This window comes from Bizionia paragorgiae (assembly GCF_900107625.1).
In the GTDB taxonomy this organism is placed as follows: Bacteria; Bacteroidota; Bacteroidia; order Flavobacteriales; family Flavobacteriaceae; genus Bizionia; species Bizionia paragorgiae.
In genome coordinates, this window is record NZ_FNQK01000003.1 from 200,339 (window position 1) to 214,642 (window position 14,304).

Annotated in this window: 11 protein-coding genes and 1 rRNA gene; 4 read left to right on the forward strand and 8 right to left on the reverse strand. The window is 34.0% G+C overall.

From position 1 onward, the window contains the following. Positions 1-70: 70 nt before the first annotated feature. The 4 genes from BLV64_RS03335 to BLV64_RS03350 form a co-directional block, all read right to left on the reverse strand. A complete protein-coding gene (locus BLV64_RS03335) occupies positions 71-781 on the reverse strand; it encodes an AAA family ATPase (RefSeq protein WP_092132404.1) in 711 nt (236 codons plus the stop codon). A gap of 14 nt (positions 782-795) precedes the next feature. Then, the gene (locus BLV64_RS03340) at positions 796-1,845 is read right to left on the reverse strand and encodes a nucleoid-associated protein (protein WP_092132407.1); all 1,050 of its coding nucleotides are present in this window, start codon (positions 1,843-1,845) and stop codon (positions 796-798) included. A gap of 117 nt (positions 1,846-1,962) precedes the next feature. Next, positions 1,963-2,523 carry a hypothetical protein gene (locus BLV64_RS03345; protein ID WP_092132410.1) on the reverse strand — a complete coding sequence of 187 codons (561 nt, stop codon included), beginning with the start codon at positions 2,521-2,523 and terminating at the stop codon, positions 1,963-1,965. 82 nt (positions 2,524-2,605) lie between these two features. Continuing rightward, positions 2,606-3,442: a DUF4412 domain-containing protein gene (locus tag BLV64_RS03350; protein ID WP_092132412.1), complete on the reverse strand. Its 837-nt coding sequence runs from the start codon at positions 3,440-3,442 to the stop codon at positions 2,606-2,608. A gap of 127 nt (positions 3,443-3,569) precedes the next feature. Here BLV64_RS03350 and BLV64_RS03355 point away from each other — a divergent pair, with 127 nt between their 5' ends. Beyond that, positions 3,570-4,133, forward strand: coding sequence for an RNA polymerase sigma factor (locus BLV64_RS03355; RefSeq protein ID WP_092132415.1), 564 nt, complete (start codon positions 3,570-3,572; stop codon positions 4,131-4,133). A gap of 6 nt (positions 4,134-4,139) precedes the next feature. Then, entirely contained in the window at positions 4,140-4,865 is a 726-nt protein-coding gene (locus BLV64_RS03360) for a tetratricopeptide repeat protein (protein WP_092132418.1), read from the forward strand. Here BLV64_RS03360 and BLV64_RS03365 read toward each other — a convergent pair. The 4 genes from BLV64_RS03365 to BLV64_RS03380 form a co-directional block, all read right to left on the reverse strand. Then, positions 4,857-7,595, reverse strand: a complete 2,739-nt coding sequence (locus tag BLV64_RS03365) for a CHAT domain-containing protein (RefSeq protein ID WP_092132421.1) — start codon at positions 7,593-7,595, stop codon at positions 4,857-4,859. The genes BLV64_RS03360 and BLV64_RS03365 overlap by 9 nt on opposite strands. 18 nt (positions 7,596-7,613) lie before the next feature. Continuing rightward, complete coding sequence (locus BLV64_RS03370; protein WP_092132424.1) at positions 7,614-8,087, reverse strand: hypothetical protein; 474 nt, start codon at positions 8,085-8,087, stop codon at positions 7,614-7,616. Between the two features lie 136 nt (positions 8,088-8,223). Further along, entirely contained in the window at positions 8,224-10,659 is a 2,436-nt protein-coding gene (locus BLV64_RS03375) for a ribonuclease HII (protein WP_092132427.1), read from the reverse strand. Positions 10,660-10,717: 58 nt separating this feature from the next. Next, complete coding sequence (locus tag BLV64_RS03380; RefSeq protein ID WP_092132429.1) at positions 10,718-11,317, reverse strand: ribonuclease HII; 600 nt, start codon at positions 11,315-11,317, stop codon at positions 10,718-10,720. Between the two features lie 141 nt (positions 11,318-11,458). On the opposite strand from BLV64_RS03380, the gene BLV64_RS03385 reads away from it, so the two are divergent. Beyond that, positions 11,459-13,429: a putative porin gene (locus BLV64_RS03385; protein ID WP_092132432.1), complete on the forward strand. Its 1,971-nt coding sequence runs from the start codon at positions 11,459-11,461 to the stop codon at positions 13,427-13,429. 784 nt (positions 13,430-14,213) lie between these two features. Further along, positions 14,214-14,304, forward strand: a 16S ribosomal RNA gene (locus BLV64_RS03390); the annotation flags it as partial.

Sequence of the window (14,304 nt, forward strand, 5' to 3'; positions counted from 1 at the left end):
AAAAAAAGCGATCTTAAATTTAAGATCGCTTTTTTTATGCAAACAGGTCACCACCGGAAATACCGATAGGCTACTGGCGTTTTTCTTCCTCGTCCTTTATTATTTGTGTTTTTATTGCTTGATGTAAATGGTCTTTCGCTTCGGCGTAAGAAACATCATAGATTCTTGAAAACTGGTGGTATTGGTTTGGAAATGCACTTAAAAGCGAATCGTAATACGTATCTAAGCCTTCTTTGGAAGGAAGTTCGAATTTTAATTTTAGTTGAAAACGGCGTAAAATTGCAGAATCGATCACCTCACTAAAATTAGTGGCTGCAATTAAAAGGGCATCGCTAGGGTAGAAATCGATAAGCTGAATAATACTATTAACCAAGCGTTGCATTTCGGCCGAATCTTTTTTGTTATAATTTCTAGAAGCTCCTAGATAATCGAATTCATCAATAAATAAAACAGCTTTTTCATGAGCAGCCTTTTTAAATACGGTAGCAACATTTTTTGAGGTTTCGCCAAGTCTTGACGAGATTATTGTACTTAAATCTATGCTGTACGTTTTTTTTCCTATATGCTTGGCAATGGCTTTAGCGGTTGTTGTTTTACCGCATCCAGTATGACCATATAATAGAATTTTGTTATCGACGGTTAGTCCGTATTTGCTTAATGCCTCAATATGTTTAAACTCCTTGAGCAAGCGTGTTAAGGCTGTTTTGTTTTCCGGACTAAAATGAATGTCCTCAAAATCAATTTTTGCCTCGTCGTAAATCGTTAAATTAGAAACTCCCATCTTGAATCGTATAATTAAGCTTCGGCATTAAAAAACACCTTGTAATAATGCATCTTTTTCTCTTCGTCATACCCGCGCTCTAAATGCTCGCTAGCCGCATCGGGGGCGTCAATATCTAATTTTATTTGTATATGAGTGTCGAGCTTAATGTCGGTTTTAATCTTTTTCTTTTCCTTGGAAACAACAGCTTCAGCAAGATCAAACTGATTTCGTAATACCACATTTAAATCCGATTCGTAATCCTTTTTAAAGTCTTCAAATTCCCTAATGTGTTTTTCTTCAGTAAATACCTCCTCTTTAAAACGTTCGACATTTATGGTTTCATTTTCTTTAAAATAGTCAATGGTTTTAGCTAAAAAGATATTGCGCTCTTGTTCGCCGTAACTTGTTTTAAGTATTTCGGTCGAGAATTCTTTGCACAACTCTAAATAATTATGAGTGTGATTATTCATATCATCGGCATACTTAATATTTAGAAAGTTGTCCGTCCAATATTGTGCATCATAACTATTATTGTCTACACTTAGAATAATGTGTCCTTCGGTATCTTTTTGATTTAAAATTAAACAGCCTTTGTCTACTTTTTTAGAACTGATTCCTTTTTGTACCAGTACATCGTAACTGTTGTTTTCTAAAAAGGTTTGAAAGAAATTAACTTTACTTTCAATTTTAAAAATACCGATGGCGTTAGTAACCATTTCTTTGTATTCGATACCTTCAAAAATAGCCACTAGAACATCTCCTGTTTTTATTTGAGCAGAGTTAGACTGTTCGTATAAATGTTTGACAATGTTTTTAGAAGTCTCGACAAAGTTGTCTTCATCTTCAAAAATAGATTTGGTGTACGCATTAATTTCATTCAGTTCAACATTGGCATGATGATTAAAACGAAAACTTTGTACCACAGAGCCAAAAGGACGTAATAAAAACGGTAGCATAAGCTCGTAACTTTCTTCATCGAAATGCACTTCCTTATCAGAAAACGCATTTTTAGTATCATTGTGTTTATTTCCTACTTTATGGATTATAAATTTTGAAATGCTTGCGCTTTTACGTGTAATCATCTTGAAAATATATGTTTAATTTTGAACTACAATAGTAAACATTTCAGCCTAAAAAAGGAACAAAAAAACCCGAAGACTTGAGTCCTCGGGTTAATTACTTAATTATGATATACTAATTTAATAGGCGATTTGAAAGTAATCGCAAACAGCTTCAAAATTAGTGATATCCACGCCTGAGTTTAATAGCCCTTCGTAAGCGCTTAGATTGTTAGTAGAATTTCGAGAACTATTATAAGCTTCTATAATAACAATTTTAAGTAAATCAATGTCTCCGGCAGCAATATTATAAGATCCTCCCGTGGCTTTGTCAATATAGTCTAAACTGTAAAAGCCGACTGAAATTGTTACAGATACACTAAAGGGAATTATATCGGCAACGGCAGGCACAGGAAACCATTTAGTTCCTCTTTTTATGTAGCCTAATACGACGTCATTTTCTATAATATCCTGAGTTAGTTCTGGGACAACGACATCATCGTAGGACCCTGCTTCTGTAGACATGTCTATGGTTAATACTTGCACATTGGCATTGCCATCTATACCGTCTGTTCCTGCGATACCTTGTTCACCTTGTGGACCAATTGGGCCATCTTCACCGTCTTCTGGTGTACAAGAGAAGCTAAATGCTACGAATAAGGCTAATACGACATACTTTGTTTTTAATACTAAATGTTTCATGATTTTTAATTTTAATTGTGATTAATAGTTTGTTTACTTATGTAATGGTTAATTTTTATAATAGGTTAACAGCGTTAGGTGATTAATTTTTATATAATGATTCGTATTGAGAGGTGTCTATGGTATAATTGGTGTTTTCTAAAGCAGTACAAATCATTTTTATTGCTTTAGGTTTACGTTTTGACGTATCTACCATATCCATTTCCATTACCAAACCGTCAGACATACTTAGCCATTTCTGATTGCTGTTTTTTTTGCCTTTCTTATTTGGATTAATGTTAAGAAAGGTCACGTCCACAGCTTTTGTTATCCAAATGGACCCTTGGGAGTCTTTACTTTCCACCTTAAATTCTTCACAATCATAATTTAAAATGGTTTTTGTCCGCCCCGTTTTTTTTATCGAAGTATTTTGGTCGTCTGCAGCTTCTTTGCTAGCCTTGTTTAAATCAAAGCCCATACTCATTATGGTTTTTTTTCCCTGCATGGTCATAAACGTAAACAGGGTGCTTCTAGAAGCGTCGATAACAACAAACATATCTTGCTGGTTTTTTGTGTCAGTATCATATTTAGAGCCGATGTAATTACCGTCTTTGGTTAAAAAATACGTAATATCGAAAGTGTCTTTTCCGTCTATAAACGTCATGACGTAGCGATGGGTAAAGCTGTAGTTATTTGCTGGAGGCTCAGAATTACCTAGCGCGTTAAAAGGCGAATTCGATTTAGAATGTTCCGTAGGCTTATTAAATGTAGAATCGAACGCGTTACTAGTTGTCTGTTCGGTTTTTTCTTCAGCTTTAGTTTCTATTGTGCGCTCAACAACTTTTCCTAATTTGTTCCCTAGTTTTTTTAAAATCTGAGCATTCATTGAAGTGCTTATACTAAGCAAAAAAATAAAGGGTAATAATTTGATAGTTTTCATAATTAAATAGTTTGTGTTTTGATATTTAATAGATTGAAAATAAAAAGGTTAACATTAATCCTTAATTTTCTTAAAAGTTGTATTTTAGTTATTAGCAGTGTTAACCTTTTTACAGCATTTACATTAAATGAATACAGTAGAATTAGATATAACAATCGAGGATCTTAAAAAAGGATCGGAAATTATTTATAAAACGATTTACGAAAACAATAGGACGAAGTTTCTAAATTTCGCGAGACGTTATGGTTTAGAGGACGACGATATTGTAGACGTTTATCAAGACGCCTATATTGCGTTCTACAATAATGTGATGAGCGGTAAACTGGAAACCTTAACGAGTAGTGTTTCGACTTATATTATTAGTATAGGTAAGTTTATGATTTTCGATAAGCTAAAAAGAAATAAGACGGTGAGAACGGTGGATTTTGATGTTAGTGTATTACAAAAAAACGCCAATATTGTTGATGCTATGGATATTGAAACGGAAGCGCTAACAGTGCAACAGCGCTTGCTTAAAAAGCATTTTAAAACCCTAGGAAGACAATGTCAAGAATTGTTAACCTTGTTTTATTATCGCGGATTTACAATCAAAGAGATTTTGAATCACGGGTCCTATAATAGCGAGAATGTTGTTAAAAGTGCTAAATCGCGTTGTATGAAAACCTTAAAAGAACGCATAAAGCTTAATTAAACGAATATGAATAACGAAGATTTAATACAGGGCTATTTTTCTAATAGCTTAACTCCAAACCAAGAACAGCTTTTTGAAAGTTTATTGGCTGAAGATGCTGATTTTAAAGCCCAGTTTGAATTTGAAAAAGATTTAAAACGTGTTATAAAAGAAGAGGAAAGTGAGGTCTTAAAAGCGAAGCTACAAACATTTGAAACGGCCTTAAAGCATCAAGCGGATGCCGAAGTAAAGACATCGTGGTTTAATTGGAAAATGGCTGCGGCTGTACTATTGTTTCTTTCTGCAGGGTGGTTTGGTTACGACGCCTTTTTTGGAGTGAACACCGTGGAACTTTATGCTTCTAATTATAATCCATATCCAAATACAGTTTACCCCATAACCCGTAGTGATACACTAAACGCTATAGAACGTCAGGCGTTTGTGGCTTACGAAGCTAAAGAATACGAGAACGCTATTGCGGCATTTAATACCCTTTCTAACCCAGAGAATTATATTTCCTTTTATAAAGCTCAGGCCTATTTAGAACTTAATGAGTTGGATAAGGCTAAAGAATTATTTAAAAAAAACATAAAGGAGGTCAGCAATTTTATTGCAGAATCTCATTGGTACCTCGCGTTAATTTACCTAAAGGAGGGTGATAAAATCCAATCTAAAAAGGAACTTAAATTACTTTTGGAAAAACACAACTATAAAAGAACAGAAGCTAAGAAGCTGTTAAACACATTAAGTTAGCTTTTTTCTGAATTTAATAAAAAGTAACAAGAGTAATATAGTTGTTATTGCTAAAATATATAGGTTGTAATTAGTTGGGGTTTGCAAGGCTTCGGTATGTCCTGAAATAATAAATGCCGACCAATAATATGGGTGTGATAAGGGGGTGTCTTTGTTAGCCTTAAGAAAACTGAGTTGTGCTTTTTGTAACGCGTGACTTTTAGAGTGTCTCTTCGAAAGGTTAGAATAAAAATGATCCATTACTACTGCGGTAGAATTGTCGTTTATTTTCCAAAGGGTACTCATAATGGCATTCGAGCCGCTAAAATAAAACCCTCGAGCTAAGCTCATCAAACCTTCCCCGCGATGTAATGTCCCCATGCCACTTTCACAGGCACTAAGAGTTACTAAATCGGCATTCAGCTTTAAGTTATATAAGTCTTTAGTGTATAGTAAATAGGGGGTGCTTACACTTGGGGTAAATGCCAAGTAGGAAAACTCGGGTGAGCCATCATTAAAAACCGCATGCGTAGCTAAATGTAAAATACTATAGTTGCCACTTTTAGCTTGGAAATTTAATAGCGAGGCTTTGTCTTGTATTAAAAGCTCTCCTTTAAAATGTATTAAGCAATTCTCGGCCTCTTTTATTGTGTTGGGCAACGGTAGCAATTTCGTGTTGTCATTAAAAGCTGGGGCAAAAGCCAGCATATTGCCGTTATTTTCTTTTTTTCGTTGTAATTGTTGTAGTAGGGTAGCCGAATTAATATAACTAATAGCATGCTTGCTAATTAGGAACTCTGAATTTTCGTCTACTAACGCAGCAAAGGGAATATAATTTAACACCCCATCAGGACTAATAATTAATTGGCTTTCAAGGTGGTTAATGGGTTTAATTATGCTTTCGTGCAATGAAATAAGTCGTTTTTTTAGTTCGATTACTTCTGATTTAGGATTTCCAAGCATACGGAATGCTGTATTTATAGTGGCTGTGAGTTCCGCAGATAATGGTTTTTTTAAAAATTGCTTTTTATCTTTAGAAATGGCTAGCGTGTAAATAGCACGCTCACCATAGAAATACGAAATGAGCATAGTGTTGGCTTTGAGCATGTGTTGCATGCCCTCTATAGATAGTGTTTGCGAATTGTATTTTAAATTGTAGTATTCCGGGAACTTACCCTCTAGTCTTTCAATAAACACACGGTGTGTATTCTTTAAGTTGAATAATTCATCTTCTAAAGATTCACTTCGATTAGTATTTAATTTTTTTTCTAATGCCGTGATGTTATTTTTTATATGGTATTCTTCCTCTATTACGGACTCTGGAATGTTGGCGTATTCAGTTGCCTTAGCACTTAATAGGCCTTCTAGCAGTAGCGCGCTTTTACTTTTTTCAGCGTATTTAAAGGCTTTGTCAATATAGTGGTTGTCGTTGTGTTTACTATATAATGCAAATGCGGCTTGAAGTCCAGTCTCATAAAGAGGGTAAGCGTTTTCTATGAGAAATAACTTGTCTGTATTATTTCTAAATTCTGGTCTTATCTCATCTAGAATAGTAATGGCGAAATCCACAGTTTTTATAGTAGATTCATAGCTAGACACCCTATTAAGTCCATCTGCTTTTAATTGTAGTGTAGTTAACAAATGTATAGCGTTTATGCTGGATTTTATAGTGTCGGAGGTAAAGAGGGTAATGGCGGAGTCTAAATGTTTTAGGGCCGGAACAGGCGTGTTAAACTTTAATTGAAGAGCGCCTATTTTTTTGTATCCGTTGGCTAAGTGAAGACTTTTATTTGTGGTTCTATCTGCTTTGTTTTTGTAAAAAGAGATGAGCTGCTGTAACTCTGTTAGTGCTTCTGGGTAGTTATTCTCTTTACTATAAATTTTAGAATATAACTCGTGGTAATTGGTGTTGTAAATATGGTTCTCATCTAAATAAGCTTTTGCATGCTTTAAGTAAAATCTGGCGCTATCTATTTTCGACAGGGCTATATAGTTTTCAGCAATATTAAAGCAGGAAGACATAATGGTATTTGGGCTGTCCTTGGCACTGTAATAACGGAATGATTTTAAAAAATAGGCATTTGATGCTTTGTGTTTCTTCTCCTTTTTTAAAACTTCTGCCAATAAATTAAAATTGGAAAACAAGAGGTCGTGATTAGTGCTGTCAATGCGTTTTATCAATCGGATGTTTTTTTGATAAAGGGCCTTAGACAAGGCGTATTGACCTTCATCAGTATGCATTTTCGCTATATAACTATAGGAGACCGATAAAAAAGATTTGTTTAGTTTAATTATGGTATCTGCGTTGTTTTCGGTGGCATCTATAATGTTTTGAAAGTGCTTCTTTGCTAATTTGTAATTATTTAACCTAAAATAATGGAAGGCATAGTAATAATTAATGTGGTTATGATAGCGGAGCGATAGATCTGTTTTTTTAAAATAATCTATTTGTTTTTGGTATAACGAGTCAATGGTTTGTAGAGTGCCTTTTCGTTGATCTAAATTATTGTGGAAGAAAGCAATATTATAGGTTTCAAAATAGGCGTCCATGACATGATCCCATTGCTTTTCCTGCGTAGATAATGCGATGCTTGTTTTTAAATAAAAATAAGCAGAATCTTGCTCCTGTTTCGCAACAGCAACAGCTTTCGCCTGAAGTTTATTAATAGCAGCATTGTAATCAGTGTTATTATTCTGAGCACTACTAGTAGAAGCGATAAAAACGCAAAAGAGTAATAAGAGTTGTTTCATAAGGGTATGAAGATCTTCTTATCTAAACATCACGTCGTAAGGTGCCTTGTCGTCAGTCGATACTATCAGTTTATTTTGGCTACTGCAAATGGATGCTTTTAATTTATCTAATGAAAAAATTAATGTGCCATCCTTAGTCTTAGTTAAATCAGAAGTGTGAAATGTTTGCACTGTATTGCCATTACTATCCATCAAAATAATTTTTATATTCAGGGTTCCTTTAATAAAGGATAGGTATTTTAATGAAGGGCAGCAATCGGTAAAAGAACTGTCTGGACATGGTGGAAGCGGATCGCCTCCTCCAATGGCAATAGAGTCATTGACCATTACGTTGGTACTTCGCTCATCGGAGTTCATTACATGTAAAGTGTATAATTGCTTCTCAGTAAGGTGATTGCTAGAAGACAAGGTTATGGTGTCTTTACTGCCAGTTTCATTACAAGAATTAATTAAGGAAAATAGAAAAATTATAGAGTATATAGCTGCTTTCATGATTTTAAGGATTAATTAAAATTAAAGGATCACGCTATATAAAGTTACTCTTTTTTCAGAATTATACTACTATATGTGTTTAAAAATTACTGATTGTCAGTTATTTATAGTGTGTTTGAATCAAATCTGCTAAGCTTTAATTTATCTCATACAGCAAAATACTATTGTTTTCACCTTTGGTAATAAATTCCAATTTATTGTCCTTATCAATATTATCTAAATCAATAGGCGAGTTACCATACACAGGAAAATTGTCGATGCTTTTTCCTTGACTGTCGAACAGCAATACTTTTTGGGCTTGTAAATCGGTTACCGAGACATAAATTTTGTTATTAATATAGAATATCTCTGGTGCAGTATAGTTTCCGAAATCCAATTCTAACAAATTGTTTTTAATCATTAGTTTATTCTCACTCTGAGCGGCAAGTGTTTTGGTGGTGGTGGTTAATGCAACTTTAGTGTTTAAACCCAGATTTTTAATACTAACACCTCCTTTTTGGTCAATACTAACCAGTTTACCGTCTTGTGTGGTGGTTGTAAATGTGTTGTTATATTCGTAAATACTTTGGTCGCTAAACTTAACTTTCGTTTTCGGACTAACTCGAGGGGTGCCACGCCGTGATAAGATATGTAGTTCTTCATCTGTTTTTACCAGGATGTAGTCTTTATTTCCCAATCGGATATGTTGAGGTTGTTGATTAATGAGTCCGTTTGCTTTCTTAAATTGAAACCCTTTAACCGTTTTTCCACTCGCATTGTAAAGCAGTACATGGGCACCTTGAGTAACAAATAATCTGTATTTTTTATTCTTATCGTAATCAAATACAGATAGAGGTTGTGTAATTTTATCTTTAAAAGCCATTGGGAATTTATCAACATCCTTGCCATCCCTTGCTATAACATAAAGGTGGTTTGGAGTTGCAAAAGCGAGTTGTAGTCGGCCATTTTTATGGGTGTCAATTTGCTCTATACGACCTAAAACAGGGCCTTTAAGTTGTTTTTTCCATAAAATATTCCCTGTATTAGAGATTAAGTACAGTTTGTTTTTAATGTCTTGGACTACAATTTCTTTTTCTTTAGTACGGTGGTTTGTAACAAATTGAGGAGTGGTTAATAGTGCGTGGTCTAATTTTATGTTTAATAGTTCTGTAACAGCATGGCGTTCCGCTTTTACTTTGTTTTTCTTGATTATCGCATTCACATGAGCGAAATTACCATCGTAGATGTATTGAATTCCTGATAATTTATAATCCTTTAAGTCCGATTTAATCTTGGAACCAAGACCGTTTTCTAATGATGATTTTAAAACTGAAGAGGTTGCTAGTTGAAGTAAAGATGATTGGTCGCTAAAATTAGAAACAACGTCGTTAAAATAGTCCCGATCACTAAGTGTTGTTTTGTTTTGGTAATTGGCAATGATATTTTGTAGGTTTTCAATAGAGTTTGAAAACACAAAAAACTGATCGATAGTACAGTAGTAGGCCGCATTTTCAAACCCGATTAGTGGAGAAAATGTGGTGCTAAATAGCGCAGGACTATCAAACTCATAAATAGTGACCTGTCTGTAGTCTTCCACTGCTGTTTGAGAACTAATTAAAGCATCTTTAGTCGCAATTACATCAATAGAATTTAGTACTACGGCCGTATTATCATTTTCTGTAATGACTCCTACTTCAACAATGTTTTCAAAAAGAGAAGGATTTTTGGTTGGAGTCGTGGTCTTATTATAACGGTCTAAGTTCGCCTTAAACGTGGTAAACGAATCAAAAGTAAAACTCGTGACATAATCGCAGTTCGACGGTGTAATTTGTGCAATTTGTGTGTCTTGTGGTATGGTGTTTTTAAAAATATTAATTAAACTGTTCGTCGAATCGTTAGCCATTGTAATCCCATTGAGTAGTATATGGTCTTGAGAAATCTCGGTGTCAAATCCACTGTAATGTGTAAAGCGGGAGGCGAACAGACTGTCTGATGGTATAAGCGATGTTGGTGCTTGGAGTTCCTGGTGATTTAAAATCATCGAAAACGATTTGTCGGTATTGGTTGCTTTTATAATTTTATCTAAATGCGCATTCTTTTTTGCGGGTTTTAAAATCGCTTCTAAAAGAGGTTGTGTTGAAGCTGCAAAAGCAATACTGTCCTTTATTACCGCATATAAGCTTTCATTTCTATAGGTTATTTTTTGAGCGTTGTGCTCCTTGATTTTAAAGGCTTCAGATTTGTGATTTTGTAAGGAATCTAAATTAAAAATATTAGGAATATACTTGGTTGCAAATGTAAACTGCAAGCTGTCATTATCATCTTTTATTAGGGAAAGAACAATACGATCTGTAGTGTTTACGTAATCTAAAGCAGCCAATTTATCAGAGAGACGATTGTAATTCTTAGTTTGTACTAAATCATCAAGCAAACTATTATTTTTAAGATTACTAGTTAAGCTTTCTTTGTCATTAATATGAAAAATTACCGAAGAGTTATTAGGTATAGAGTCATATAGAGACGTGGTGTTCGAGTTGTTTTTACACCCCGAAAGGATAATAAATAGTAATAGGCTGAAATAAATATTTTTCATAAAATCGAGTGACATATTTTGGTAAATTTACTTAAACTATTGATTCTAATAGAATAAATTAAACTTCAAGTGCTAATTGGCTTGGTAAAAGTTTAAAACTTTTCCTGTGGTATTTGGTGATACCGTATTTTCTTATGGCTTCCCGATGCTCTTTGGTGGGGTAACCCTTGTTTTGCTTCCAATTATACATAGGGAATTCTTCATGAATGGTATTCATGTATTTATCGCGGTATGTTTTTGCTAATACCGATGCTGCAGCGATACTTAAAAACTTACCATCTCCTTTAATTATGGTTTCGTGTGGTATGTTTTTATAAGGTTTAAATTTATTACCGTCAACAATTATAAATTCTGGGGCCGGTTGAAGTTTAGCAATCGACTTTTGCATAGCCAATATCGAAGCGTTTAAAATATTAATCGTATCTATTTCCTCTTGGTAGATATGAGTGTAGCTAAAACAAAGGGCTTCAGCTTCTATAATAGGTAATAACGAATCGCGTTTTTTTTCCGAAAGTTGCTTCGAATCATTTAAAATCTGATTTTTAAAGTGTGTCGGTAATATAACGGCAGCTGCAGTTACCGGACCCGCTAAACATCCTCGACCAGCTTCATCTGTCCCACATTCTAAATCTAAACCTGAATAATTTAATTGTAACATTTATATAATTCTTAGCATCTGGACGTTATAACAAGTAATATTTAAGTCTTTCTTTGTAGAATATAAAATTCCAAAAAGATATTTGCTATTTTTGGCGCAACTTAAAACTTAGTTTTAAAGTTTAAAAATAATTATGATTTAATGAATAAAATAATTTTCATCCTGTTTTTATTAGTCTTTAGTGCTGCTGGAACTGCGCAAACAAAACCGGCTATTTCTAGGACCGACATACAACAGAATAGGACTAGAAATGAAAATCTTTCTAATTTGGGTTCTAACAAAAGTACTAGTAATAAAAATATTAAAAATGACGATGCTAAAATTACCGACTATTTAATAGTGTCCCAGGCTAATGATACGACCTATATAGATACAACCTTAACTGTAAAAAAAGAGTATAAATATAACTATTTGCGCAAAGATAATTTTAATCTTATGCCTTTTGCAAATATAGGTCAAAGTTATAATACACTAAGTTACGATTTCGAGAATACCAATCTTTTACCTAGTTTTGGTGCTCAGGCTAGACATTTTAATTATATGGAGGCAGACGCTATTAATTATTATCACGTACCCACTCCGTTAACCGAACTGTTTTATAAAACAGCTTTTAAGCAAGGGCAGTTATTAGATGCTTTTTTTACTGTTAATACATCAAAACAATTTAATGCATCTATAGCATATAAAGGATTGCGTTCCCTAGGGAATTATCAAAATACTCTAACAAGCACAGGTAATTTTAGATTCACATCAAGTTATCAAACAAAGAACAAACGCTATACAGTTAGAGGTCACTTTGTAGCTCAGGATTTAATGAATCAAGAAAATGGCGGGTTAAGAAATTCAAATGTTTTGTTGTTCGAAACCGGCGATAAAGACTTGCTAGATCGTGGTAGGTTAGAGGTTAACTTTGAGGATGCCGAAAATATTTTGAAAGGGAAACGTTATTATTTAGATCACAGTTATCAATTTATTAAAAAAGAAGACTCCACCTCGCAAAATACCTTAAATGTAAAGCATGTTATTTCGTTAGACCGACGTGCTTATAAATATGAGCAGCTTTCAGCACATTCTTATTTTGGAGAAGCCTTTCAGGCAACGACCTTAAAAGATAGTGTGTCGCTAGAGAATTTTTATAATCAATTACAGGTTAATTATACCAATAATACCATTGGAGAACTTCAATTTAATGTGAGTAATAATCACTATAATTATGGGTATGATAAAATTGTGATATTAGAAAATCAGACCCTAACCAACCGTTTAATTGGAGATATTGTTGCAGTAGGAGGGAAGTATAAAAAACAAATTGGACAGTTTCAAGTTAAAGGGGATTTAGGTGTAAATGTAACCGGAGATTTCGATGGTAATTATTTTAAAGGAGAAGCTGCGTTTGCATTAAATAAAGATATTTTGCTTTCAGCACAGCTAAACCACAGTTCAAAAGCACCGAATTATAACGTGCTCCTTTATCAAAGTAATTATATCAACTACAACTGGCAAAATAGTTTCAATAATATAAAGACACAGCAAGTTGCTTTTCATGTGGAATCTGAAAAGTACCTAAATCTGTCTATAGATGCGACCACCGTAAATGATTACGTGTACTTTAAAAAATCTGAAGCTAATGGTTTGGTAAAACCCCATCAAAGTAATGCGTCTATTTCCTATTTAAGACTTAAGGCAAATAAAGAGTTTAAAGTGGGTGATTTTCGTCTCAACAACACGCTTATGTATCAAAGTGTAAAAGACGATAATCAAGTATTTAATGTTCCCGAAATAATTACCCGTAATACATTGTATTATTCAAAACATGTGTTTAAAAAAGCCATGTATTTACAAACCGGCTTTACGCTAAATTATTTCACCGAATATAATATGAATGGTTACGACCCGCTACTCGCAGAGTTTTATGTTCAAAACGACAAAAAATATGGCGGATTCCCTCGGTTAGATTTCTTTATCAATGCTAAAGTGCGTCAAACTCGTATCTATTTAAAAGCCGAGCATTTTAATGCACCCTTTACAGGATACGATTATTACTCTGCACCCAACCATCCGTACCGCGATTTTGCAATTCGTTTTGGGCTAGTTTGGAATTTCTTTTTGTAAAATCACTTAAATTTTTTGGGCGTTACCCCATACAAAACACGCTGTTGTTTTGAATGGAGGTCGGGTCTTCGGCAGTCGCTTCCCGAAGAAAAATCGGGAGAGCTCCAACAAAGCCTCAACCCCTAACGCAAACGTTTTGTTCCTAATCTAATTTACGTCAGCAATGGGGCGTTGTGCTTTTTAACCGCTAAAAGTAACTACTATTTACTCTTTTTAGTAGGTTCGTTATCATAATTCAAAACCTCTGGAGTAGGAGTTAGCCCTAATTTTAGTGCGAAACAAAGAATGAGTAGCACGATAGCAACAAAAATAGAGGCTATATAATAAGGACAAGCAAAAGTTATTTAATTGTGTATACTCATAAAAAATAATCAGGTCTAACACATTGAAAATAAAGTGGTTTTATAATTAAATGCTATTTGTCAAAAAAAAGAATTAAAAAGGTAGTGTGAAACTAAAAAAAGCGTTTTATATTTGCACCCCGAAACACAGCAATCATATTGTAGTTTTAGGAAAGTTCACAAAGCCTTATTGAAATCACGGTATTAAAAAAAAAGAATCTTTTTTTTAATAAAAGTGTTGCGAGTTTAAATATAAGTTTTATATTTGCACCCGCTAAGCGATATAGGTCTTAGAGAAAGAGAATAAAAGTTCATAAACATATTGAATTGACAGCGTAAGTAAGTACTGGAAACGGTACTTACAAAACAAGAGAATAAATCATTTAAGAGTACTGACAATTTCTTTGGTTGTTAAAAAGATAGTCGAAAGACTTAAAAATTTAACGATGAAGAGTTTGATCCTGGCTCAGGATGAACGCTAGCGGCAGGCTTAACACATGCAAGTCGAGGGGTAACGGGGTGCTTGCACCGCCG